Annotated in this window: 17 protein-coding genes; 6 read left to right on the top strand and 11 right to left on the bottom strand. The window is 57.1% G+C overall.

The genetic code is table 11. The features are described from left to right. Nucleotides 1-38 precede the first annotated feature (38 nt). The 5 genes from IEN85_RS00470 to IEN85_RS00450 all read right to left on the bottom strand — a co-directional run bounded on the left by IEN85_RS00470 (nt 39) and on the right by IEN85_RS00450 (nt 7,047). Complete coding sequence (locus tag IEN85_RS00470) at nt 39-806, bottom strand: magnesium transporter CorA family protein (RefSeq protein ID WP_191615096.1); 768 nt, start codon at nt 804-806, stop codon at nt 39-41. A 160-nt stretch (nt 807-966) separates the two neighbouring features. Further along, entirely contained in the window at nt 967-2,115 is a 1,149-nt protein-coding gene (locus IEN85_RS00465) for a glycoside hydrolase family 43 protein (RefSeq protein ID WP_191615095.1), read from the bottom strand. 99 nt (nt 2,116-2,214) lie between these two features. Next, a complete protein-coding gene (locus IEN85_RS00460) occupies nt 2,215-4,170 on the bottom strand; it encodes an SLC5 family protein (protein WP_191615094.1) in 1,956 nt (651 codons plus the stop codon). A 135-nt stretch (nt 4,171-4,305) separates the two neighbouring features. After that, the gene (locus IEN85_RS00455) at nt 4,306-5,622 is read right to left on the bottom strand and encodes a glycoside hydrolase family 27 protein (protein ID WP_191615093.1); all 1,317 of its coding nucleotides are present in this window, start codon (nt 5,620-5,622) and stop codon (nt 4,306-4,308) included. Nucleotides 5,623-5,646: 24 nt separating this feature from the next. After that, nucleotides 5,647-7,047 (bottom strand): sulfatase, encoded by a 1,401-nt coding sequence (locus IEN85_RS00450; protein WP_191615092.1) that lies wholly within the window; start codon nt 7,045-7,047, stop codon nt 5,647-5,649. A gap of 191 nt (nt 7,048-7,238) precedes the next feature. Here IEN85_RS00450 and IEN85_RS00445 point away from each other — a divergent pair, with 191 nt between their 5' ends. The 5 genes from IEN85_RS00445 to IEN85_RS00425 all read left to right on the top strand — a co-directional run bounded on the left by IEN85_RS00445 (nt 7,239) and on the right by IEN85_RS00425 (nt 13,626). Continuing rightward, the gene (locus tag IEN85_RS00445; RefSeq protein ID WP_191615091.1) at nt 7,239-8,882 is read left to right on the top strand and encodes a sulfatase; all 1,644 of its coding nucleotides are present in this window, start codon (nt 7,239-7,241) and stop codon (nt 8,880-8,882) included. Nucleotides 8,883-8,924: 42 nt separating this feature from the next. Next, nucleotides 8,925-9,509, top strand: coding sequence for a redoxin domain-containing protein (locus IEN85_RS00440; RefSeq protein ID WP_191615090.1), 585 nt, complete (start codon nt 8,925-8,927; stop codon nt 9,507-9,509). A 6-nt stretch (nt 9,510-9,515) separates the two neighbouring features. Continuing rightward, on the top strand, nt 9,516-11,627 hold the full coding sequence (locus IEN85_RS00435; RefSeq protein WP_191615089.1) for a tetratricopeptide repeat protein: 2,112 nt from the start codon (nt 9,516-9,518) through the stop codon (nt 11,625-11,627). A 17-nt stretch (nt 11,628-11,644) separates the two neighbouring features. After that, on the top strand, nt 11,645-12,952 hold the full coding sequence (locus tag IEN85_RS00430; protein ID WP_191615088.1) for a tetratricopeptide repeat protein: 1,308 nt from the start codon (nt 11,645-11,647) through the stop codon (nt 12,950-12,952). Between the two features lie 71 nt (nt 12,953-13,023). Next, a complete protein-coding gene (locus IEN85_RS00425) occupies nt 13,024-13,626 on the top strand; it encodes a hypothetical protein (protein WP_191615087.1) in 603 nt (200 codons plus the stop codon). Between the two features lie 47 nt (nt 13,627-13,673). On the opposite strand, the gene IEN85_RS00420 is transcribed toward IEN85_RS00425, so the two are convergent. The 3 genes from IEN85_RS00420 to IEN85_RS00410 all read right to left on the bottom strand — a co-directional run bounded on the left by IEN85_RS00420 (nt 13,674) and on the right by IEN85_RS00410 (nt 19,211). Further along, the gene (locus tag IEN85_RS00420; protein WP_191615086.1) at nt 13,674-15,056 is read right to left on the bottom strand and encodes a sulfatase family protein; all 1,383 of its coding nucleotides are present in this window, start codon (nt 15,054-15,056) and stop codon (nt 13,674-13,676) included. 86 nt (nt 15,057-15,142) lie between these two features. After that, nucleotides 15,143-17,026, bottom strand: a complete 1,884-nt coding sequence (locus IEN85_RS00415) for an alpha/beta hydrolase (protein ID WP_191615085.1) — start codon at nt 17,024-17,026, stop codon at nt 15,143-15,145. Nucleotides 17,027-17,471: 445 nt separating this feature from the next. After that, on the bottom strand, nt 17,472-19,211 hold the full coding sequence (locus IEN85_RS00410; protein ID WP_191615084.1) for a hypothetical protein: 1,740 nt from the start codon (nt 19,209-19,211) through the stop codon (nt 17,472-17,474). Between the two features lie 319 nt (nt 19,212-19,530). Between IEN85_RS00410 and IEN85_RS00405 the strand changes: the two genes are divergently transcribed. Further along, on the top strand, nt 19,531-21,018 hold the full coding sequence (locus tag IEN85_RS00405; protein WP_191615083.1) for an alkaline phosphatase PhoX: 1,488 nt from the start codon (nt 19,531-19,533) through the stop codon (nt 21,016-21,018). A gap of 184 nt (nt 21,019-21,202) precedes the next feature. On the opposite strand, the gene IEN85_RS00400 is transcribed toward IEN85_RS00405, so the two are convergent. The 3 genes from IEN85_RS00400 to IEN85_RS00390 form a co-directional block, all read right to left on the bottom strand. After that, nucleotides 21,203-22,279 carry a family 43 glycosylhydrolase gene (locus tag IEN85_RS00400; RefSeq protein WP_191615082.1) on the bottom strand — a complete coding sequence of 359 codons (1,077 nt, stop codon included), beginning with the start codon at nt 22,277-22,279 and terminating at the stop codon, nt 21,203-21,205. Between the two features lie 2 nt (nt 22,280-22,281). Continuing rightward, nucleotides 22,282-23,667: a CRTAC1 family protein gene (locus tag IEN85_RS00395; RefSeq protein ID WP_191615081.1), complete on the bottom strand. Its 1,386-nt coding sequence runs from the start codon at nt 23,665-23,667 to the stop codon at nt 22,282-22,284. A gap of 112 nt (nt 23,668-23,779) precedes the next feature. Continuing rightward, complete coding sequence (locus IEN85_RS00390; RefSeq protein ID WP_191615080.1) at nt 23,780-25,162, bottom strand: sulfatase family protein; 1,383 nt, start codon at nt 25,160-25,162, stop codon at nt 23,780-23,782. Between the last annotated feature and the right edge of the window lie 32 nt (nt 25,163-25,194).

Below are 25,194 nucleotides of genomic sequence, written 5' to 3'. Positions count from 1 at the left end.
CGCGGAGCGGTCGATCCACCTTGAAGTATCGGAACGCCCTAGCTCTTCGGCTTCTTTAAGATCCAGCCTCGTACGAAGACGCCGATGAGCACGCCGATCGCCAGCACGCTCCAGAAAATGTAGGGGCTTTGCTTTTCGAAGCCATGGCGCAAGTTCATGCCGAGCAGGGTAGCGAAGGCCATGACGGGAAAGGTGAAAGCGGCCAGAACGTTCAGCTTGTGCTGGGCGGCTGCGATCTCTTCGGACCGCGCGTATTGCAGCTCGGCTTTTTGGGCGATGCGAAAGTCGAGGGCGGCGCGCAGGTCAGCGAGCAGGATTTCGAAGGCTCGGGCGATATCCATTGCGGCGTCTCGGGTACCGATGAAGTAGCGGTAGTCTTTGCTCAGCTCGCGAGCCCTTTGCATGGCAACGGCCATGTTGGCGGAGGAACGCTTGAGGGGAGTCACTGCCTCGATGAGGTCAAAAAGCTCGGCGGGCCCGGAATCGAGTTTGTATCGGTTTTCCAGCTCTTCCCAGCGTGCGCGATAGTCGGCTATGAGCTTGTTGAGTCGCGGAATGCCGTCCTGCTTGCCGTTACAGTACAGTTTCTGTTCGGGAGTGAGCAAGAAGAGGATGTGCTCGCGTCGCAGGTCGTCCTCGTTTGGTGGACGGTGTAGCACCAGCAGGAGGTGGTCGGACTCGAAGAGGGCGCGCTGGGGACCGTAGGATTCGTCGCTGAGGCGGGACTCGATTTCTGGAGGAAGTTGCCAGTCGTAGCGTTTGCGGGGCATGGCAGGGGTGATGGGCCATTTTTCTGTGTGGGGCAAGCTTGGAGGCGGGGGTGATTAGGGCCGCCGCTTGCGGCGAGCCGTGTTGCGAGAGAATATTTGCCCGTTGCGGCGTGGCGCGAGCGCCAGCCCTGCAAAACGAAAAAGCCGTATCGCTTTTTGCGATACGGCTTCAAGGGGGCTTGGGGGGAGGCTGCTTCTATTTGAGAGAGATTGTTTGTGGAGTGTAGGTGGGCCCCTTGGAGGTGACGGTTCCGTCTTCATGAAAGTCCAAGGGGTCGATCACCAGCATGGGCACTCCGTCTTCGCCGATTCCATGGCAGGAGAGCCACAGGCGTCCGTCGGGGCCGGTGAAAATCTCGTTGTGGCCGACTTGGTTGAAGTACTGGTCGGGATCGCCTGTAAATTCGAAGCCGTTCTTTTCGACGGCTTTCGGATTCTGGGCGCCGTAGAAAGGGTTGCTTGGGTGCTTGGTCCAGGGGCCGGTAATCTTGTCGGCTGTGGCGTAGCCGATCTCGTATCCGCGCGTCCACGACGAATAGAAGAGGAAGTAAGTCCCGTGTCTTTTCACGACGTAAGCGCCCTCGATGCCGATGCTGTCCCATGCGTAGTACTTGGCGACCTTGTCGATGGGGCGGCCGTCGTAGCCAGGCGTCTTGGCCCGGCTACCGTCAGGGTTGTAAGCGTAGTCGACTTTTCCCGGTTGGATGGCGCTGGTTGGCTCAGTCAGAAGAGTGGCGGTGGCGAGGTCGATTTGGGCGAAGCCGATGCCAAACTCCTTGCCGCGGTTCCAGAAGGCCCAGACCTTGCCGTCGTCATCCTCGAAGAAGGTCAAGTCGTTGCCGTTGGAGAGCGGCTTGTCTTCGGTCACGACGGTGTAGGGACCTTCGATGTGGTCGGCGACTGCGTATCCAGTGTTTTGGCCTACGGCGCCGACGAGGTCGTTGCGAGCGTTGAAGAGAGCGTAGTATTTGCCTCCTATCTTTTGAATCTCGGGGGCCCAGAAGCGGCGATAGTACCACTTGTCCTTGCTCCCTCGTTCTACGATGTACTTGCGGAATTCCCAATTGAGCAAGTCCTTGGAGCGGTAGAGGGCCACGCCTTTGTTGAAGGTCGACTCGTCGTCCTCGTCCTCTTGCCGACTCCAGTGCGGATAGGAGGTGCCGGTCATGTACCACCAGTCTCCGTCGCGCAGCACTTGGCAGTCGCGCAGGCCGTTTTCGTCAATGCCGTTGCGGATGGGGTTTTGGTAGGTGAAGGTTTGGGCTTCCGATTTATCGGTATCGGGGGATTGGGTACAGGCTGCTAAAAGGGCTAGAAGCGGGATGAGGTGTAAGGGGAATTTCATTACGGGATTGGTTTAGAAAGGACGTTTGTGTGGGAAGCGACCTTGTGTCGCGATTAGTCAATGCAATCGCGGCACAAGGCCGCTTCCCACAATGAGTTTTTAAAGGACGATCGAGAAAAGGATCACGAAAAAGAACATGCCTCCAAGGGCGACTGCCCACCAAAGGGTGACGCTCTTGTACCACTTGTCGCCGAGGCCGCCGCCGAAATCCATTTTCTTCCAGTTGAAGGTGAGGTCGTCAGAGACGTTTTTGGCGGGAGGGGGAGCGGTGAGCACGGTTGAGATCGCCAGGGTAATCATGCAGATGACCCAGACCGCGACGCCTTGGTTCGCGAAGGGCTTGAGCAGGTCGGGCAGGTTTTCCGGGAAGTAGAACTCCATGACCTTGAGGGCGGACGCGAATGCGAGCGCCACGATAGTCGAGATCAAGGCGTCGAAGCCGCTGACGCGCCGCCATAGCGATCCCATGAGGAAGGTTGCGGAGAAGGGTGGGGCGAAGAAGATGTAGAGGATCTGAATGAATACGAAGAGGTTCACCTTGGTGGCGGTTGCCAAGAGGATCGCCATGCCGATGGATAGCGCCAAGATGATCGCCCCCGCGACGCGACCGACCACGACTTCGTCGGCTTGGGTGGCGTTGGGCTTGAGGAACATCTTGTAGAAGTCGATGGTGAAGACGGTCGAAGTAGAGTTCAGGACCGAGCAGACCGTTGACTGGATCGCTCCGAAGAGAGCGGCTAGGAGTACGCCGATCATGAAGGGAGGAACGAGATCCTGGATCATGAGGATGTAGGTCTTGTTGGCCTTGTCGCTGGAGTAGCCGAAGCGAGCTTTGCTGAGAGCGGCCATGGCGGCTTCCGCCTCCTCGCTAGAGAGCTCACCGTTGCGGGCTCGATAAGCGTCGGCAACGATTTGCGCTCCGTTTGGATAGTCGACGACGATGGTGGCATCCGTAGGATCGAGAAGGAAATTGTCTTCTTCCAGTTGGTACTCGATTCCAAGTTCGGCTAGAACTGCAGCCTCTGCTTCTCCGTATCCAGTTTTTGGAGTTTCAATCAAAGGGTTCATGGCGAAGAAGATGAGACCGGGAACGACCACGATGAAGGGAAGCAGCAGTTTCAGTCCGGAGGCGAACACCATGCCCATGCGGGCGTGGTAGAGGTCCTTGGCCGCCAGCACTTTTTGGATCATGTGCTGGTTGATGACGGTATACCAAAGACCGATGTAGAAGAAGCTCAGAACCCAGTGGGACCAAGGGTTGGAATAGTGGTTGAGAGGCTGCAGCACGGAGAGTCGACCGTACTCGTCTCCGGGCTCCGAGCCTTGCATGATATGGGGCACGGACTCGGCTATGAAGTTTTGGGCGAATTCCGCGTTGCCGGCGTTCACATCGATCATCTTTTTGACACCGGCGATAAGGCCCTGCCCGTCGCCGAGGTAGTAGAAGCCAAGGAAGGTCACGGTGAGGCCGCCTCCGACCATGACAAGAATAGTGAGAACGTCCATCAGGGCGATGGACTTGAGTCCGCCCCAGATCGCCCAGAAGCCCGAGAGGATGGCGATGATGACGATCGACCAAATGATGGGGATGGAGAACAGTTCTTCCAAGACGAGGGCTCCGCCGTATATGACCGGTCCTAGAAAAGCGAATACGTTGATCGCAAGGGTAACGCCGGCGAACAAGGTTCGCATCGGCTTGTTGAAGCGCTTTTCCAGGAATTCTGGCGCGGTGTAGACCTTGCTGGTCAGGAGATAGGGAATGTAGAGCCAGATCAGGAAGCTGAAAGCGATGACTGTCGACCACTCGCCTGTCGCGACGCTGATGCCGTAGATGACAGCGGCTCCGATGAGTCCGATAAAGTGCTCGGTCGAGATATTGGCCGCGATGTAGGAGCTGCCCACCACGTACCAAGGCAGGGATCGGCCAGCCAGGAAGTAGTCGGCGGCATCTTCGCTTTTGTTTTTGCCAGCAATGTAGCCGATAAAGCTAAGGGCGACGAAGTATCCAAAAAAGGATACGTAGTCGAGGACGTGCAGTTCAAAGGTGTGTTCCATGATCGGAGGGGAGTGACGGTATTGGTTTTCGGGGTAATCCCACCGGCACGTTTGTGCCGGCAGGTGATTTGGTCGGGGGGATTGTGGAGTTATTGGGTGGTAAGGGATATCGCGAGCGGCATCCCTACCTTGTAACTAGCGGGCGGATACGCGGTAGAAGGCGCAGTCGTGGGCTGACAGTTCTTTGCGGATGGTTTGCTCCGTGGCGCCAAGGTCTTCCTTTTTCCAGAGGTCGCGCAGGGCGACCTTGGGACCGAGACCGATTTGCTCAAGCGTCACCGGTACGGTATCGGTCTTGTCGGCGAGGTTGAAGAGAGCTAGGAACTTGTCGCTCGATTTCGAATCGTCGGAAATCCAAGCCACGAGCGTTTGGTGGCGATAGAGTTGGTATGGATTTTCTCCATACTTGTTGGCTGCCAGTACCTCCTCGTTGGTGAGCAGCGAGAGGGTGGTTTCGTCCAGGGTGGGGACGTCGCCGCCGAGCATGAGCGGAGAGCGGAAGATGGACCAGAGCGTCATCATGGTGCGTTGCTCCTCGGTGGTGAAAAGGGAGTCCCGGGGCTCACCTTCCGGTCCGCAGAGGGCGATGCGTCCCATGGGGAGCATGTCCGCGTCCGGCCAGTAGCCGGGGCCGCCTAGGTCGGTCCAGGCGTTGCAGAGGTAGAACATCTCGTAGAGTTTCCTCCATCGGTCCCAGAAGTCGGCTGACATGCGCCACATGTTGGCGTGGGCGCCGAGGTGCTGGGCTTGGTTTACGGGTGCCGGTCCAGGAGAAAGGCTAAGCACCATAGGCCGTCCGCATTTCGCGATGGCCTTGTGGATGGCTTCGATTTCGGCGGCATGGTAGGGGCCTGGATAGTCGGTGAGGATATCGTCGGCCTTGATGTAGTCGACTCCCCATTCCGCGTAGAGTTCGAACAGGGAATCGTAGTAGGCTTGGGCTGCTTCCTGTTCCATGTCGACCCCGTACATGTGGTTCAGCCAGGTGCACTTGCTGCCGACTTGGGCAATGTCGGCTGCGGTGGCGTTGGTGCCTTTGACAGGCGTTTTCGCTTCCACTGCTTGACGGGGGATACCGCGCATGATGTGGAGCCCGAACTTCAGCCCCTTGGAGTGGGTGTAGTCGGCGAGCGGCTTGAGTCCTGCTCCATTGGCTGCCGAGGGGAAGCGCTCCACTGCAGGGAGGAGGCGTCCGAATTCGTCGGAGGCGAGATGAGGCGTGTATCCAGCTTCTTGATTCGGGTTGGCGACGGGACCAGGATCCGGATGGGACCAGCAGAAGTCGAGCACGCAGTATTCCCAGCCGGTGCTGGCGAGCTTGTCGGCGAAGGCGTCAACGTTTTCCTTGAATTGTCTTTCGGTTACGGAAGAGCCGTAGCAGATAAAGCTGTTCCAGCCGAGAGGCGGGGTTTGGGCCCATGCGTGATGCGGATACGTTTCTGTATTTTTCATGTCTTTTGTTCGGGGGGAAGCGCATTAACCTTGGCGGCCACCGAGGCTGGGAGCCCATCTTTCAGGGATCCACTTTTGGAATCGGCGTTTTATGCCGGCGAGGCGCGGCTCGTCGGCGAGGTTTTCGAATTCGTGGGGATCGCTTGAATGGTCGTAGAGCTCCTCGCTGCCGTCGCCGTATCGAATGTAGCGATACGAGCCGTCGGTGGCGGAAAAGTGGTCGACTTCGTAAACCGTTATAGCAGGTCGGTCCCATTTGTAGCTTGGCTGCTCGAGGGCAGGCCGCATCGACAGGCCGTCGGTACCTTGGGGAGGCTGGGGAAGGCTGCAGTAGTCGACCAAGGTAGGGTAAATATCGATCAAGCCGACCGTTGCATCTGAGACTGCGGCGGCGTTTTGCTTGCCCGGGAGACGAATCGCGAAGGGGACGCGAGCCGAAGCGCTCCAGAGGGTCGACTTTTCGAAGTGTTCCTTTTCGCCCACGTGGTATCCATTGTCGGATACGAAAATTACGATGGTGTTGTCGGCGTAGGGGCTTGCATCCAAAGCTTCGATGACCCGTCCGGTCGTGTCGTCGGCGAAGCTAGTTGTCGCGGCGTAGCCCCAGAGAATGTCTCTCCATTTTTCCTTGTCTGATTCTCCGGATACGATCCAGCGCTCTCCCCAGACCCGAGAGAGTTCGATGCCCTGTTGCGGGACGTCGTCCAGGTCGCCGCTTTGGAAGCTCGCGGGCGGGAAGGGAAGCGTGTCTCGGTCGTACTGGTCGAAGAAACGCTGCGGGGCGGTGAAAGGGGTGTGCGGACGCCAGAGGCCGAGGACCATAAAGAAGGGGCGGTCGTGGACTTCGTTCAGGAAGGCGATGGCCTTCTCTGCGTTTACGACGTCCGGGAAGTCCGTATCGGGTCCGTCCCAGGCGCCGGCGCCCCACCACTTGCTGCCCATTTGGTCTTCCTCCTTGAGGAAAGGCCCGAAGTCGCCAGCCCAAGGCTCGTTGTCGAAAGCGGCTTCCTTGCGTTCGGGAGTGATTTTGGTGTGGAAGACTTTTCCGGATCCCCAGGTGATGTAGCCCGCTTGCTTGAAGATCTCCGGCAGGGAGACGATCTCGTCCATGGCTGGCTTGGTCCAAGGGTCGCTGCCGTTGAGATAGGAGCCGGTGCTGTAAGGGTAGAGCCCGCTGAGAAAGGACGCTCGCGAAGGGACGCAGGAAGGCGCGTTGCAGACGGCGTTAGGGAAGGTGACGGCGCTCTTGCGGAACGTGTCGAAGTGCGGCGTTTGGATGCCGGCTTGCTCGTGGGAGAATCCGTAGTGGTTGAGGTCGTCCGCGATGATGAACAGAACGTTGGGCCGATCGCTGGCTTGACTTGCAAAATTGAAAGCGATGGAGGCCGCCAGGGGGGCGAGGCCAATAATCAGTCGGGGGGTCATGGTGAAAACGATACTCTCAGGAAGGGGCGAATCTAAGCTTTAGCGGGCTTAACAGTTCAATAAAAGTGCCGAAATGGGGCTCTTTTGGCTATCGATCATGCCGAAAGTGAAAGAAATAAGTTCCAAAATCAAAAACAAAAAACTTCACAAATAACAAAAATGAAATTAAAACTTGAGAAGATATGTTAGAAATGAAGTTTAAGCCCCTAAGCCACGTCTCCTTTCGCATGTTCGGAGCATTGACCGCCCTTTGCGCGTTTTGCGCGAGCGTGTCGACTGCGCAACAGGCGCCTTCGAATCAGCAGGAGGAGGCTCTCAATATCGTGATGATCGTGGTCGAAGACTGGTCGGCCTTCGCGATCGGCGCCTACGGTAACGAAGTCGTGCAAACGCCCAATGTAGATCGCTTTGCGGAAACCGCGGTGGTTTTCGACCGCGCCTATTGCCAAGGGCCGGTTTGCAACCCCTCTCGAGCCTCCTTCGTGACGGGGCTGCGCCCCGACACCACGCGGGTCTATGGCAACGGGGAGGAGATGGACGACTTCATACCCGCCGGGGCGCCGAGTATGGCGGAAATCCTGTCCCGCAAGGATGGAGCCTATCTGGCGACGACGGGCAAGATCGTGCACAAGTGGGAAGATGCGGGACGATTCGCCAAGGGCTACGATTTCCTCGAGTATTCACATCCCTACGACAAGCCGCCCGGTTTCGAGGGAGAGCTGCGTTTTCTTCCGTGGGTGCAAGGCGGTCCGCGCGAGCCCGAAGAGGAAGCGTTCTATCTTGCTGACAAAGAGATGGCGCGTCGGCTGCGGGAAGCTCGCGAAGAGCGCGACGCCAAGCTAGCGGCAGGGGCGGAGGACAATTGGCCTTTACGTAAACCTTTCCAGCAGCTGCATGCCGAGCAGCTTGGCGATTCCGGCTTGCCTGCGGAGATGATGGAGGACGGACGCATCGCCAGGAGCGCTTCTGGCTTGCTGGCGGACTTGGCCAAGCGCGAGGAAGGGCCCTTTTTCCTGTCGCTCGGATTCTATGCCACGCACACACCTTTGCTCGCGCCCAAGGAGTTCGTGGACCTTTACGACTCCGATGAGATGGAACTAAGTCCGGCGACTCCTAGCAAGGACGTGAAGGTGCCGCAGGTCGCGCGTCGCAACGGTCGCAACTACGATATCTTCAACGGCTTCTATCCGGAGTTCGATCCGACTCCCGAGCGCGAACGCAAGGCGTTGGCTAGCTACTACGCGTGCGCCAGCTTCGTCGATGCCCAGGTCGGGATCGTTCTAGACGCGATCGAGGCCAATGGCTTGGCCGACAACACGATTGTCGTGCTGTTTTCGGACCACGGCTTCCAGCTCGGAGAGCACGGAATGTGGAGCAAGTACTCGCTCTTCGAACAATCGACCCGTGTGCCGCTGATGGTGCGGGATCCGCGGGCGAAAGCCAACGGCCAACGCTGCGACGAAATTGTGGAGCTGGTGGACCTCCTGCCCACTTTCTGCGACTTTTGGGGGCTGGAGAAGGACTCGCTGTTCGAGGGCGTCAGCTTTGCGCCGTTGCTGGACGACCCGCAGCAAGAGTGGAAGCAAGCTGCGTTCTCCATGATTCCCATCGGAGGTTTGGGGCGTGGCGTGCGCACCAGGGACTTTCGTTATGCGGAGTGGCGCAAGGACAAGGCTCACGCTACGGACCAAAGCGGGGAAGTCGTGCACGAACTCTACGACTTGACCCGCGATCCCCTGGAGCAGGTAAACGTCGTTGACGATCCGCTTTACCAGGAGCAGGTCCGCTACCTGTCTCAGCTGCTTCGCGAGGGCTACCACGCGGCTCAGCCCTAGCCCTTGGCCAGAACGTCACCCCCAGAAATCGCTATTCGGACCTTGAGCAGTAAGTGTGGAATCATCGTTTTGATCCTGGCGGCTCTCGCCCGGCAAGCTTGCCTTTGGGCCGACCCCCCGCCTTTCCCGCTTGGATTGGATGGGGGTGAGGTCGATGTCTTCGCCGACGCGGAAGCGAGGGCGCTTGTATGCTTCTTTGTTGAGGAAAACTGCCCGATATCGAATCGCTACGTTCCCCGCATGAAGGCGCTCGCCTCGGATTGGTCGCAAGCGGGAGTGACGTTCTATACGGTGTATCCAAGCATGGATACAACGTCAGAATCGGTGCGGTTGCACCGCAAGGAGTACGACTTGGAGATTCCAGCCTTGATCGATCGGGAACACGTTTTGGTGTCTCGTTCTCAGGCGAGCGTGACTCCGGAGTGCTCGGTTTTCGCGCGGAAGGAGAACGGCGAATTCGAGTTGGTCTACCATGGTCGTATTGATGACCAGTACCTCGCGTTTGGGAAGTGGCGCCGAGCGCCCTTGCAGCATGACTTGCGGGATACGTTGATCGATATTTGCCAAGGACGTCCTCCTGCTTTTCGTACGGAACAGGCGGTTGGTTGCTACATTTCGAAGGATTAGACTGCCATGCTTCGACCAGTTGGACTCGCTCTTTTTTGCACCGCTATCGCGTCGCTTTGCCCAGCAAGCGAAGGGGAGCCAAGCTTTGCGGAAGACATCGCTCCCATTTTGTATCGAAGTTGCGTGTCATGCCATCACGACGAGGGAATCGGTCCGTTTCCACTTATCGAATACAAGGACGCAGCACGTCGTTCGCGGCAGATTGCGGAAGTGGTGGAAGAGCGGTACATGCCGCCTTGGAAACCGATTCCGGGACACGGACCTAGGATGAAGGGGGAACGGCGGCTTAGCGATGCGGAGATCGATCTGATCGTGCGTTGGCATGATGCGGGAGCGCCGGCGGGGGATTTTGCGGCGCTGCCGCAATTGCCTGACTTGACCAGTGGTTGGGAATTGGGGCAACCGGATTTGATTTTGGAATTGCCGGAGGCCTACGAACTGAAGGCGGAGGGAGCGGACGTGTTTCGCAATTTCGTTATTCCGGTACCCCTGGGTCGGAAGCGATACGTGAGGGCGTTCGAGTTTCTGCCGCAAACGAAGCTAGCGGTGCACCACGCAAGCTTTGCCTTGACGACCGGTGTTGCGGAGCGGCTGCGTGACGAAGCCGATCCAGAACCTGGATACGAATCTTTAGACTTGGGCGACTCCATCAATCCCAGTGGACACATCATCGGCTGGACGCCCGGTCAGGTGCCGTATCAAGTGTATCCCGGGACTGCGTGGGAATTGGATCCGGGAGTAGATTTGCTGATGCAACTGCATTTGCTGCCGACCGGAAAAGTCGAATCGGTCAAGCCTCGCATCGGCCTTTACTTTACGGATGATCCACCGACTCGGGCGAGCTATGTGGCGCTCTTGCGGGAGTACGATATCGATATCCCCGCTGGCGAATCGAATTACGAGGTGGAGGAGCGCGTGGAAGTGCCAGTTGACGTGGAGGCATTGGGCCTTTTTCCGCATGCCCACTACTTGGGTAAGGACTTCCGCGTATTCGTCGAGCTTCCCAATGGCGAGACGCGTTGGTTGCTGCGCATCGACGATTGGGACTTAAATTGGCAAAGCGATTATAGCTTTGAGGAGCCCTTGCCTATCCCTGCGGGGGCGGAGCTGGTGATGCAACTGAGCTACGACAATTCCTCCGACAATTTCCGCAATCCCAGCGTTCCTCCGCGCCGGGTAGGGGCAGGATGGGGGAGCTTCGACGAGATGGGGGAGGTGGCGATCCAGCTGCTACTGAAGGATGTCGATGACCTGCCACGGTTGGAGGAGGCTCTTGCCCGCTACGATACGCAACGTGCGGACACGGAAATTCAGGGTTGGTACAACCTTGCTGTCGCCCTCTTTGATCAAGGGCGTATCGCGGAGGCGATCGAGGCTTACGAGGAATGTCTGTACTTGGATCCTGGGCACGCTAAGGCCTTGAACAATTTGGGAGCCATCTACGAAGAACGGGGGCGGATGGAGTTGAGCCGCTCGTTTTACGAGAAGGCGATCCATGCGAATGCCAACCAAGAGGATGCCTACATGAACTTGGCTCGAGTTCAGGCTCGTGACAATTTGGATGCGGAATGCATCGCGACGCTGCAACGGCTCCTGCTGGCGAATCCCCTTCACAAGGAGGGACGGCGAATGCTCGGTCTCTCGTATCTGAAAGTTGGCGACGCTCGATTGGCGGTTCAAGGCTTGGAAGAGGGGATGCGTTGGCATGGGAAGGACCCGGTTTACATCTTGGATTTGGCAGATGCGTATGCCATGGGAGGAAGCGTCGAAAAGGCTTTTGCAGCCGTTGGTGACGCGCTCGCGCTCGATTCCGACTTTGTGGACGGTCATTTGATGTTGATGTACCTTGGATACCAGTCTGGGGAGCTTGGGTTTGCCCGCCGGAAGATGGATTATCTTTTGTCCTTGGATGCGTCGGTCCGTCCCAGCGTCGATCGATTGGCCAGTTCGGTCCTTTTTCCCGATGGGATCATTGACCTGGCGATGGGCTTGGCGGATGTGGGATCGAAGGGAGCAGCGGACGTTCTTTTGGAGCAAGCTGAGGCGTTTGCTCGCGCCCAAGGGAACGGTGGCGACGCGGAACGAATAAACGAGACAAGGAGAAGGATAGGACAGTGAAACGAGCAGTATCCAAAATGAGATTGCGAGCCGGGCTTTGGGGAATGTTGGCGATTCTTTCGATAGGGACCGAGGGCGCGGACGCAGCGGATGTGGAGAGCAGGATAGGGACGCTGGCCGATGCCCAAATGGCAGATCTGCTGGGCAAGCACGATGAGGAGGAGCTTACCAAGTACCAGCGCGTTTTGGGGCAGGCTCGAAAAGCGATCGCGCAAGGCGAGCACCGCAAAGCGTTTGGTCTGTTGGACGAGGCCCGGAAGATCGAACCGCATTCGGCTGCTGCGTACATCGTTTACGCCAAATTGCATTTAGCGCGTGAGGAGTACGCATCGGCGGAAGGGGCTGCCCAGCACGCGGTGCAAGTGGCTCCGGAGAATGCAGGAGCATGGTTTCAGCACTCGAAGATACAGGCGTTGAAAGGCGAAACGGACCTAGCAGTGCGAGCGGCTCGCGAGGCGGTGAAGTACAGTGTCGATCCGCGTTGGGACTACCAGAAGTGGTTGGGGGAGCTGCTTCTGCAGTCGGGCAAGGTTGAGGAGGCGGAACGACGTCTGGCTGCTGCGGCGGCCTCGCTCTCGAACGCTCTGGAAACCTTGGAGACGGGGATCCATTTGGAGGAGAGCAAGCGCGAGGTGGTAGGGATCCATGAAGAGACCGAACTGGTGACAAGCATCGGCGGATCGGTGACGGAGCGGCCCGTCACGCGACTGGAAAAGCAGTACAAGGATGCTCCCGAGGAGTGGTACCAGATGCAGCGGCTGTTTACCGAACAGATGGGGGAGGTCTGCTTTTCCCGTTTCGACGCATTGTTGTCGCTCGGCAGGCTAGAGGAAGCGGCTGGCTTGTTGCCGCAGGTTTTCCAGAGGGATGCGGACTATCGCGGCAGCGCCCGCTATGCCTTCGCGGTGAGGGACTTTGCGGAGGTGTTGCAGGGGCTTGAGGCAGCTCATGGGTTTTGGTCCAATGCGAGCGATTCCGAGTTGGCGACTTACGTGGTCGCCTTGGCCAGCAGCGTTGACGAGAAACGTTTGGAGCGTTCGGGCAAGCGTCTCAGGAGGGCGATCAGCCGTAGCGATTCGCCGTGGCTGCTCGCCTTGTTGCATTACATGAAGTCCTACGCTCCAGAGCTCAAGACGCTGCCTTCTCGGGCAACGGAGTTGGCCGGAGCGGATCAAGCATTGTTGGAATTCTATAGGGCGCAGTTTCATTTTGCCCAAGGGTACGAAGAGCTCGCATGGCCGCAGTTGGAGCTGGCGGTCGCTAGTGGTTTACTGGAAGGCTTCGAGCTCAAGGTGGCGACGGTTCAGCTTGGACTGAGGGAGTGAGCCAAGTTTGTGGGGACTTTTGCAACTGGATTTGCAGTTTGGCCGTACCCACTTAGTGTATGTTGTCTGTGTTGAAAGCCCCACGAAACTTCGTTAACCGAATCCTGCTGCTCCCGGTTCTGGCGCTGGGCCTAGCCGGTTGCGACACGCTGCAGGAGGTCCCGGACAGCGACACTTATATCTTCTTGGATCCAGAGGAGACCTTGTACGTTCGCTTCACCTTGGCTCCGGATCTGGCTTTGGAGAACCGTTTCCCGGATTTGGCCGACACGATCGAAGAGCGTCGCTACGAGCAGTTTTACGCATCGATGCGCAGCCTCGCGCAGCTTTACCGTTTTCCTATGGATATGCACCTGCTGGAGAAGTTTGAGACGCCTGGGGATGGTCCGGTCCTGGACCTTTTCGCCATTCGGTGGGAGCAGGACCAGATGGGGGAGATCAACGCGGTGCTCAGGGCGCGGCTGGAAAAGTATGGCCATTTGAATACGTTGGGAACCTTTAAGCAGCGCGAGATGCCGTCGGTGATGAGCAACTACGAACGCACCGAGCAAGTTTATGCCAGAACCATGGAGGACGCGCTTTCGCAGATGTTCGTAGAGTTGAACAACCACTTTGAGACGGCCGCGGAAGAAGCCTATGTAGAAGGGGTGCCTAGCGTGGGCAGCGAGCCCTGACTTTCGACAGGCTGGCGACGGATGGCTGGCTCTCCGCGGTTGCAGGGTCAAGGCTGGGCCTCGAAGAAATGGGCGCGATGGGCGTTCGCGTAGGCTTGGAGTCTCTTGGCGATCTCCGGATGCTCGGCGATGATGTTTTTTGTCTCGAAGGGATCGTTTTTCAGGTCGAACAAGGACAGCTCTATCTGGCGGTTTTCCGACTTTCCGAATTGTCCATCCACGCCGGGCTCCACGACGGTGTGGTAGCCGTGCGGCAAATGGAGCTTCCAGCGGCCGTCGCCGCTCATGATGGCCTCGAGGCGCTTGACGGTGGTGAAGGCGTAGTAGTCGTGGCCATTGCCTGCTTTTCCGTCTCCGCTTAAGATCGGCCATTGATCCTTGCCGTCGATTTCCATTTTTGCGGTATCTATGCCGATTCGTTGGCAAAGCGTTGGCAGCAAGTCGATGGAACAGAAGGTTTGGGCGGACTGGGAGTTCGCAGGTATCTGTCCTGGGAATTTAACTACGAGCGCGGAGCGAGTGCCTCCGTCGAAGCTGGTTCGCTTGCCTTCGCGAAAGGGCGTCTTGCCGGCGTGTTCGCCGAAGGTGAGCCAGGGGCCGTTGTCTGAGGTGAAGATTACGATGGTATTTTCTTCCAGGTCATTGTCCTTGAGAGCTTGGTTGATTTGCCCGACGGACCAGTCGAGTTCCATAATGACGTCGCCGTAGAGACCGGCTCCGGACTTGCCCTCGAACGAATCGCTGGCGTAGAGCGGCGTGTGGGGCATGGAGTGCGGAACGTAGAGGAAAAACGGTTGGTCGGCGTGTCGTTGAATGAAGGATACAGCCCGCTCCGTATAGCCTTTGGTGAGTTGCTTTTGATCCTCCGGTGTGATTTCGGGATCGGTCACCTCTCCGTTTTCCCAATACTGCAGCGGATACTTGCCCCAGAACTCGGGATTGCTTGGGTGGAGGCTCCACATGTCGTTGGAGTACATCAGGCCGGCTGTCTCCTGGAAGCCGCGGGCATGCGGGCGGGTGTCTTCATGGTCGCCGAGGTGCCACTTTCCGAAAAGGGCGGTGGCGTACCCGTGTCGACCGAGGACTTCTGGGAGGATGGGAAAGCTAGGTTCCAGTCCGCGCTCGCGTGGCGCGTGGGCGCCGAACACTTTTACCCGCTCGGGGTAGCTGCCGCTTAGCAGAGCGGCTCGAGAGGCGGAGCAAACCGCTTGCGGGACGTAGAACTGAGTGAAGGTGCGCCCTTCGCGTGCCAGTTGGTCGACATGAGGCGTTGGGTAGGCGAGCTCCTTGCCGAAGGGCTGGAAGTCGGCCCAGCCAGCGTCGTCGAGAAAGATGATGACGATGTTGGGTGGAGCGGAAGGGGTTTTGCTCGGTGAGCAGGATGCGAAAAGAAGCGGCAGCAGGGCGAGGAGGAGGTATTTGGGGGGCATGTACCCATCCAAGGAGGGAAGGCGGGGCCTGGCTAGGCTTTTCGCTTCGCTCGCAACTCGCCTTTATGAGGAATTGGGGCAGCCCTTTATTTCCAGTCGCGGAAGATCCAGCGGAGGGTTTCGGGGAAGACAGCCGCTGCGTGGCGGGAGTCGTGGCCGCCGTCTCCCCAGACTGTCTTCAGATCGTAGCGTTTGGCTTCGAGTTCGCGGGCAAGGCTGAGGTTCGCCTGCCACCAATCTCCGAAGACGCTGATCTGGTCGTTGACCCCGCTAAGCAGGAAAATGCGCAGGGGTCGTGGCTCGGAATCGCGTATAATTTGCGGATAGTGATGGGCTCCGCGAATGGCGGTAAAGCTGCCGATATGGCTGACTACGTTCCCAAATACGTCCGGGCGATGCCAGGCGGCGGTGAAAGCGCAGGATCCCCCGGAGCTGTTGCCGATGAGGACATGGCGTTTCGGGTCGGTTGAGAGCGAGAATTTTGCTGCGATCTGCGGCATAACCTCTTCGGTCAGGAAACGGGAAAATCGGTCATCGATGGAGTCGTACTCGACGCGGCGGTTGGAAGCTTGCTTGGGTTTGGGACTGATGGGGCGAGGGAAAGGTCTTTGCTCAGCGGGGTAGTCGCCCGCTTCGATGAAGAGGGCGATCGTCGGTGGCATGTCGCCGGCAGCGATTAGGTTGTCGAATACGGTGGGAGCCTGGAAGCGGCTCTTTTCGCTGCAAAAGCCGCGACCGTCCATGAAGACGGCAAGTCCGGCTCCTTGTTTCGCATCGTATTGGTCAGGTACATACAGCCAAGCTTCTTGCGTGGCGCCTGGGTAGATGGAGCTCTCCGCGATGCTGTACGGTTTGAACGTGCCGGCTGGCGTCGAGGGGACTTTGCGGGCCTCGAGCGCGATCGGATAGTCGCCCGGAGCGCGAGAGTACGCCGCGGGCTTTTTCTCGTAGCTCTGAGGCATCGCCGGAGCTGGGATCTGCACGAATACGGTCTCTGAGGGAGATCGGGCGGAGATGCTTTGGCTCAAGACGTAGGGGTGGTCCCGCCAGATCCAGCGTAACGTCTCTGAGAGCGTGGCGCCTGCAAAAGTCGGATTATGCGCGGAGTCGCCCCAGAAGGCTCGCAGATCGTAGCCTTTGGCCGCGAGCTCGCTGGCCAATTCGCGGTTGGCGTCCCACCAGCTGCCGTATTCGTTTAGAAGGTCGAAGGGACCGCTGGTGAGGGAAATGCGCAGTGGCTTGGGCTCGGACTTGCGTACCCAGTCGGGCACTACGTGACCGCCCAGCAAATCGACAAAGCTGCCATTGTGTACCATGACTTTGCCAAAAACGTCAGGGTGTTGCCACGCGACTTTGAAGGCGGCCATCCCGCCTGAGCTATTGCCGACGATCGCCCAATCGCTAGGATCGGAGCTGAGGTTTCGTTGGGCTCTGACAGCTGGGATGATTTCGTTGAGCAGGAATTTCGCGTAGTCGGTGTTGGTGCTATCGTACTCGATGCGGCGATTGAGCGGGAGGTTGGGATTTGGCGGGGCCTTGCCTTCGTCGGGAAGGGGCGGGCGTTGTCCAGGATTGACGAATATGCCGATGGTGGGCGGCATGAGCCCCTGGTGTATCAGCGAATCCATGACGAGGTTTGCCCTCAAGTTGCGGTCCTCTCGAATGAAGGAATGGCCGTCTTGGAAAACGATCGCGGGAGTTGGGGAGCTTGGATCGTATTGAGCGGGTGTGTAGATCCAGTACTGGCGCGTGGTGGTGGGGTAGACTTCGCTGTCGTTCCAGTCGAAGACCTCGATCGAGCCCCGGGGGGTCTCCCGGTTTTCTTGGCTGTGGATGCTAGGCGGATAGTCGCCAGGCTGCCGGAGGTAGGCTTCTTTACTGCGCTCGGGAGCGGGTATGTTGACGTAGTCTGTTTGAGCGACTGCGAGGAAGGGGAGACAAGTAATAAGGCCGAGGGTAAAACGAATCATTCTTTTTTATGATCTCAGACTCACGGGTTCTGGAGGATCTCCTGAACGCGTGTTTTTTTTGGGGGGGAGTTGAGTTCTGAGGCGCTCGGTTTGTCTGAGCAAGCTGTTCTTTTGATTCGATGGCCGTGTTGGACGCTTTTGCTTTAAACGGTTGTAGTTTCTTCGTGTATACAACGAGCAAGCCCGACAGAGCTGGGCGAAAAACGGTGATCGATTTGCTGCCCGGTTGATCGCGACGCAAGGTCGCTTCCCACGGAAAAATTGCAGATTAGAATTATGTAAGAAACTGTCGCATGAAACAAACTCGCTTCACTGAGTAAGGTTGCAGCTTGCTGCAGACCGCGGTGCTAACCCGTTTCACAGCACGACGCGGTCTGGATCAAGGTCCAAGCCTACAGAAACTCGAATTATTGGGCAGTCTCTAAGGTACTACAACGGCTCCGCTCTAGGGATTTGCCTTTTCGGTAGTAGATTCGTTGAGGCTAAACGTGCTGCCGCTTTGGGCTGCTTTCGACCAATCCAGCATGATGTTCCACGTGTAGGTACGGTCGTCGGGCAGAGTCGGGGTCTCCTCGTTGTTGATCGCGTCGTAAACGTTCTGGGGTGGCGTTAAGTTCGGGTCTCTGCCGTAAATGTAATCTTGGTCCTCGACGATGGTCTTATAGGCCTTGTTCAGGGCAAGGGCTCGTTCTCGTGAGGGGGTGATTAACTCGTAAACGTCCTTTGCGTTCATCACTTTTTCGCGATTCACGCTGCCGTCTTCGTTAAACCAACGCTCGAACATTTCGTCGTTGTTTCGAAACTCGCTTCCGCCTCCGACGCGTTCCAGGTAGGTAAGGATTTCGCCTGCGATTTCGCCTTCGTTGGGAGCGTCGGGCATGCCGCGAAGATCGATATAGCCCCAGCCTGCAGGTCCGTCGACCTTACGGGCGAAGCTGAAGGTTTTGTCGACTGTCGAACCGATCGAATTGTGACAGCCCATGCAGAAAAGGTTCTCTTCGAAGGTGTTGGCACGGAGTCGCCCTTGCTTGTCCTCGATAAAGCTGTGCAAGGCCCAGCCGTTGCCGTTGTCCAATCCCCATTCCCCGAGATTGTGATAACCTGGGAGGTTTCCCACTTCCTTCTCGAATGCTTCAAGTTGATACTTGCGAGCGTATAAGCCTTTTGCATACGACTTCCACTTTTTCATATAGCGGACTTCCTTGATGCGAGGGGAGGGCTGGATTTCGTCATTGGGTCCGAGGCCGAGATAGCGGACGGTATGCAGAAATTCGGTGCCTTCCGGGTAGAGGTGCGTATCGATTTTGTCCCATTGCCCCGACCCGACGAAGCTGCTCACCTCGACAATTCGATTCGCTGTCCCCAAGGCTCCGTTTCCGTCGAGGTCTTTTCCGATTGCTTCCTCGTCGACGGGCAAGCATGCGATCTCGGGCTTGCCCTTCATATTCGCTTCAAGAATGGCAAGGTTTGCCTTGTACACGTCGATTGAATACGTTCCGTCTTCGGTTGTGCGGAAACGATCAGGCAGACGGATCATCACGTCGTCGGTTGACCCGTTCGTTGGCCAAAAGGTGCTGGGGAAAGGCTTGTAGTTAAAGGCGACCCAATCCGATCCGTCCTTCGCGAATCCGTTCTCGTCGAAAGCGTCAGCCCCTTCGTGCAGGTTTTTGAGGTCCGGTATCCAGCCTTCGAATCCTGCTTCTTGAAGGCGTCCTGCGAGTTCGCTGTAGTTCTCGGAATTTACGTAGTCGAGGATCTTCTCGTCGCTAATGCTGGCAACGCGGGCCGTGCGGTCTTCGAAGAGGTTCTTCCAGTGGTTGAGTGTTCCAAGGTCGCTGAAGCTGTAGTCGATTTGCAGGTCGAAGTCCTCCATCCTGTTTTCTCTGCCAGGAATGGAGCTTTGATGGCAGACGTAGCAAGGGTTATGGGTTCCCTCCGTTTGGGTGTAGCATTGTGGCGGCACGATGGCTTCGCGGTTGTACACCGTGACCACGGGATGAGCGTCAAGATTGGGTGGAATGACGGATTCGCTTCTTTTTAGGATTTCGATAGTCTGCTCATGTAGTGGAACATCGGGTACGGGAGCGACCAGTTGAGGAGCTTTCTTCTGGTATTTCGCTGCACCGAGGAAAAGTGTGTTCGTTACGAGGATTGCCCCGATGGGCAGTATGTACGCTGCTTTCATTCTTAGGAGAGTATAGGTTGGTCTGTCTCTAGGTACCTGTTAAGGAATTGATATGGCTAGCTGCTTTACGTGCCGAATCCCAACCGTTTTTTGTGAAATGGAGGTCACGATGTGACGGCTATGTTACGCATGTGTAATTGAAGCGCAGTAGGTTACGAAACTGTATCAAAGAAACAATTACTCGAAGTTAGACGCGAAAACGTAACCTGCCCAGCTGGAATTGAGTTTGAATGGAGGCGCTTCCACCCGCTTTGCTTCGGACGCCGTTTTATCAATCCAACGGCACTTCGTAGAACTAGCCAAAAAGTTAATATCTCTAATGAAATCCACATTCAACCTGCTTAGCAGTGGCGTTCTCAAAGCCGCTTCTGCCGCATCTATCCTGGCTCTTGGCCATTCCGCTTATGCTGGCGGATCCGACACTTGGTTCATCCCTTTGACTGAGTCTGCTCCGGTTACCAATCCCAATTCTCCAGAGGAGCTTGCAGCTCCTTGGGTGACCCCTGCGGGTATCATGCAGAAAAACATCGTTAGTCTTCGTGAAATCGAAGACCAGGTTCTGAGCCCCGGGCAATCCATCATCCGCGTGCCCGGACTGGCGAGCAACGCCTCGATGATCGATATGATGGCCTTTGACGACTCCGGGGAGTATCTTTTCCTTCCTCATGAAACCTTGGTTGGCGCTGGTGTTACGCGCTACGATTTCACGATGGACGAGGCTCACGTTCTCTTCCAGGGCGACATGAACGGCGCCCAAGGTGACTGGTCGAACGATTGGGGCGCATTCGACCCTTCACGTTGGACTCCCAACGGCACGCTTTGGCTTGCCGAGGAATGGTCCGGTGAAGGTCGCGTTATTGAGGTACTGAACCCGCTGGCTGCGCCGGAGGACATCGAGATCCGCGAATTGCATAGTATCGCTAACGTCTCTCACGAAGGTATCAATTTCAGCGAAAAGTTCCTCCGTCCGATCTATTATATAGACGAAAACAATTCGGGCTCGGTCTATCGTTTCATGAGAACGAATCCTAAGGATTACACGAAGGGGCAGACTTTTGTACTCGTGGTAGACGACTTTGCGGGCGATGCTTCCCGTAATTGGAACGATGCGGCCAATGCTGGCCAGCCTCGTACCGGTTTGGGCAGATGGGTACCGATCACCGATTGGTACGGAAACACGCTTCCTGGAATCACCAATCCGTTTGAAGTTACCGAAGGCGACAACCGTCCCGGTCGCACTGCTGCCGACGATATTGGAGGAACTCCTTACGGTCGTCCGGAAGACATGGAAGTTAGCCGTCTTCGTAACAACAATGAAGTGATCTACTTCACGGCGACCTCGGAAGCCTCCGTATACAGCGTTGAGATGATCGGCGGAAATCGCGTCAAGGTAGGTGTCTTGGTCGATGGCAATACTCCTAAAAACCTCGGTTTCCCGGGAACGACGGGCGTACTGAACTCTCCGGACAACCTCGCGCAGGATGCCTTGGGCAACATCTACGTCATCGAAGACGCTCCTAACGGTTCCTCGACCGGTGGAGACATCTGGTTCGTCCGCGACCGCGACAACGACGGTGTCGCTGAGTCCCTTGACCATTTCATGAGCATTCGCGCGGACGGTTGCGAAGCGACGGGTATGATCTTCAACCCAGTCAACCCAACCCAGTTCGTGGTCGCGGTTCAGCATCCTGACAGCACGAACTTGTCCAACGTTCAAGACGGTCTGGGCGACTCTGTGTGGAGCTTCGACATCTCCTACGTGGACAACCAACGTTTCGTTAACGAGCTCAAGAGAAAGCTCAAGTAAGTCGGCTGATTCCCGGAGCCAGATATTTCATCGAGGCGGGCTGGAGGGCCCGCCTTTTTTGTGCGCAAATGAAGGTCAAGGGTGGGGAGTCGGCGCCGTTCCTCGCGTTCGCGCCTGTTGCATCGCTATCGATGCAGGTTCTCCCTTTGAGGCGAGGGAGCGAAGTGTAGAATTGCAGCTCGGCTCAAGGCAGCCACCAAGGGGCTTTGCCTTCCCACTGCGCGGGTACGCCATCGACTGCCAATTGGCGTATAAAGGCTTGATCCTCCTCGCTAGGCTGGAAGCGTGGGTCCTTGGAGCTAATGAGAATGTCTTCTTCCGTGATCTCGACATCGATGGGGACGAGCCAAAGGCTCCAAAGGTCCGTGAACTCGTGGTCGAAAGCGGTGCTCCACCAACGCCCCTGCTTGTCTTGGAAAAGGTTGCCGTGGCCAGCGTTTTTGAGAGCCATACGGCGAGGTCCATAGGGACCGTATAGGTTTTTGGATACGGCGTAGTAAAGGTCGTAGGAGTTGGTGGGCTCGTAGCCGTAGCGGCCGGAGGCGATGAAGAGGTATTTGTCGTCTAGCTTCATCATGTAAACGCCTTCATAGCCGAGGGGATGGTTACCATCGTGCTGAAGATCCACGAAGTCTTCGGCAAGTCCGCCCATATTTGGCTCCATGCGGGCGAGTTTGTTGGCTTGATAGAGATAGTAGGTAGTCCCGTCGCTGTCTTCGAAAAGATGGGAGTCGATGCCTTTCTCTCCGATGCGAGGCATCGCTTCGTAGGGGCCTTCCGGGCGACCGCTGACGCTGCGCAGCAAGCCGTGTCCGCTCACGTTGAGGCAGGTGGCGATCCACCATGTTCCTTTTTTGTAGTGGATTTCTGGAGCCCAAAGGGCGTAAGGGTTTTTGAACTGAGGGTTTTTGACGGGTTGATTTAGGTGCCAAGCGTCTTGTTCTGCCCCATCTTTGTAGAGGTTCCAAACGTATCCCATATCGTCCCAGTCCACGAGATCCTTGCTTCGCCAAAGCTGAATGCCGATCGTATCCCCCCAATGACTACCAGCGGTGGTGCCGGTCAGGTAATACATGCCGTCAGGACCGAGCGTGATGTAGGGGTCGCGGATCTTTTCGGCGAGGGCTTGGAAGGCTCGTTCGTGGCTCTTGACGAGCGAGGTGCGCTGTTCGCGGTCAAGATTGAGTTCAGGGGCAGGAATCGGCTTTGCATAGAGGGAAGAAAGGCAAAGCAGTACCAAAAGTAAGGGGGTGGCTCTCATAGCTAGTGGATGTGCGGCTGGTGTATTTGTCGTGTTGGTGTCAACTGAGGCAGGGTAATTGGAGTGGCTAATGGGTCACCTTCTTTCAGTTTGTAGAAACGCTTGGGCGATAGCTGGGTGAAAACTTGGTACGCTCCGCTAGTCCAGTGTATCTCGACCTGTACGATGGACTTTGCATCGCTCAGACCAATTCCGACTCTGAAGGGATTGCATCCGAAACTCCCTCCGGTGCCAACTGTTCTGTGCAATGAACGTTCAGTCCCGTTGGGTGAGATTGTAACGACCTTGATTCTCGTTCCGGTAGCGTCTCGAGGAGACTCGGATCCCTCCAGTCGCAGTATCAGGTATTGGTTGCCATGACCTGGATTCTGGAAAAGAGCATTCATGTATCTATCGCCCGAATACGCGCCTCCCATGACGATGTGTACATCTTGGTCCCCATCGTTGTCGTAGTCGCCAAAAGAGACAGCATGGCCCTTTTGCAAGTGTCCGAAGCCGCCAGCGCTTGTGACGTCCTGGAACCCATTGCCTTCCGCGTTTCGATACATTTTGTTGGGCAAGATAGTATTCATCGGCGTGTCGCCAGTGCCGGCGTAGAAGTCCAGATAGCCGTCGTTGTCGAGGTCCCCGAAGTTTGCTCCCATGGGGACCCAGCACCGTTCGAGTCCAGAAGTCGAGGAGACGTCCCTGAAGGTACCGTCGCGGTTGTTAAGGTAGAGTTTTGGCGGAACGATTTCATGGGGCAGGCCGAGGAAGGATGCTGCTACGTCGCCAACGGTGCCGATTTTGAACCCCGCCACAAAGAGGTCTTCCCAGCCGTCGTTGTCGTAGTCCCAGAACCAACAGGGAAAGGAGTGTATAGGTTCATTTACTCCCGCCTGTGCGGCGACCTCGGTGAAGAAGCAGTCGCTATCGGCCTGCGGTCCGTCGTTGCGGTAGAGCAAATTTGGCTGACCGAGGGCGGATAGGTAGAGGTCTGCGTCGCCATCGTTGTCATAGTCGGCAGCGGTTGCTCCTTTGATCCACGCGGTGGCGGAAATACCCGATTGTTCTGAAACGTCTCGGAAAGTCCCATCCCCATTATTTAGATACAGTTCGCTTTGGTGCCGGTCGCCGGGTGTGGTTTCGTTTCCAATGAACAAATCGAGCCAGCCGTCTTGATTGAAGTCAGCAAAGACGCCTGTTTGAGTGGGGTGAAAACTAAGAAGGCCTGCTTCATGGGTGACATCTTCAAAGGTTCCATCGCCTTGGTCTGCGATGGGTTGACGCTCGATTTGGATTTGGGCGATGCGGTCGCGATCGGCTTCGGATAATTTGAAATCCGAGGCTGAGCTGAACAGAGGGGTGAATGATGAAGCGAGAAGGATTGCGGAGAGAGTGGATTTCATTGTTGGGGGAGAAGTTGTGGGAGCGTGCTTGTCACGCGATTTGTTTGCATGGGATATCGCCTGACAAGCAGGCTCCCGCAGCTCGGGTTGTGCTTCGCGAGCAAGCTCGCTGCTACTTCTTGTAATAGGGCGGCCAGTCGGAATGGGGTTCGAGGAGTTCTGCTTGGCCGGGAAGCCAAGGTTCGGGGACGACGGTTTGGGGGTCGCCTTGTTCGTTCATCCAGGCGTCGAGCTCGCAGCGGAGCGTATTCAGTATCTGGGCATACTTTGGATTTGCGGCGAGGTTGTTGAGCTCGTCGGGGTCTTTCTCGAGGTCGTAGAGTTCTTCGCCAGGGCGCTGGCGGTAGCGGTTCATGATGAGAGCCGCTGTTTTGTCATGCATCGCGGCTTCTTCCCAGGACCAGAAGTAGGCACCGGCGGTGTCGAGGCGGTAGCGGTCGCTATGATTGGAATGTATCCACTCGGGGTGGAGGTTGCGGATGTATTTCCAACGCTCGCTGCGAACGGAGCGTATGGGATAGACGTTGGCACGACCGTCATTGTCGTGAGTGGTGAAGATGCGGTCGCGGTGTGTTTTCTCGGGGTGGGAGAGGACAACGGTGAAGGAAATGCCGTCGAGTCTCGTATCCTCAGGAGACCCGGCTATATCGAGCAAGGTGGGAAGCATGTCAATCCAGCTGACCATGGCGTCGGTGCGGGAGGTGGGAGCTATTTTTCCGGGCCAGCGTACAATGAGGGGGACGCGAATGCCTTCGTCGTAAAGGTTCCACTTGCCGAAGGGCCACTGGGCGCCGTGGTCGCTTGAGAATAGGGCAACGAAGTTCTCTCCCCAGCGTTCTTCTGCGATTGCGAGGGTGTTGCCGAGATCGGTGTCAGCTCGAGTGACGTCTGTGTAGTAGCGAGCGCGGAAGAGTCGTGTATCCGGAGTGTCGATATGGAAGGGTGGGATGATGACCTGTTCTGGATCGTAACCGTCGACTTCCGGCCAGGGCACGTGTGGGTCCTTTGTTCCGACGAAAAGGGCGATGGGGCGAGCACTGTCAGTAGAGTCGAGCCAAGCCGCTATCTTTTCGGGATCGATAGAACGCTCGTGATGGTCGAAGCCGTGGTCGGCGACATCCTTGCCGTGGGCGATCTTTCCGAAGGCAGCGGTTTGGTAGCCGAGAGCAGTGAAGAGGGGAATGAGAGAGGGAACGTCATCCCTGCGGTAGGTATGGTTCGCCTTGGCTCCGTTGTGGTCGGGAGTGAGTCCAGTGAGCAAAGCGGCCCGACTGGGGGCGCAGGCGGGAGAGATGATGAAGGCTTGGTCGAAAGTGAGTCCCTCCGCAGCGAGCTGGTCCATGTTTGGAGTGCGTACGTCGCTGGCTCCGTAGCAACCGAGGTCACGGGCGCTAAGGTCGTCGGTGAGAAAAACGAGGATGTTTGGGGGCGGAGCGGCGGAGAGTGACGCTTCGATGGCGAAGAGAGCGCAGAAGAGGATGACGAGGGGGTTCATGGAGCTTTTGTGGGAAGCGACCTCGGGTCGCG

This window comes from Pelagicoccus enzymogenes, assembly GCF_014803405.1.
GTDB classification, from domain to species: Bacteria; Verrucomicrobiota; Verrucomicrobiia; order Opitutales; family Opitutaceae; genus Pelagicoccus; species Pelagicoccus enzymogenes.
Note: the sequence above shows the minus strand (reverse complement) of the source record. Positions and strands in the feature narration are given on the sequence as shown.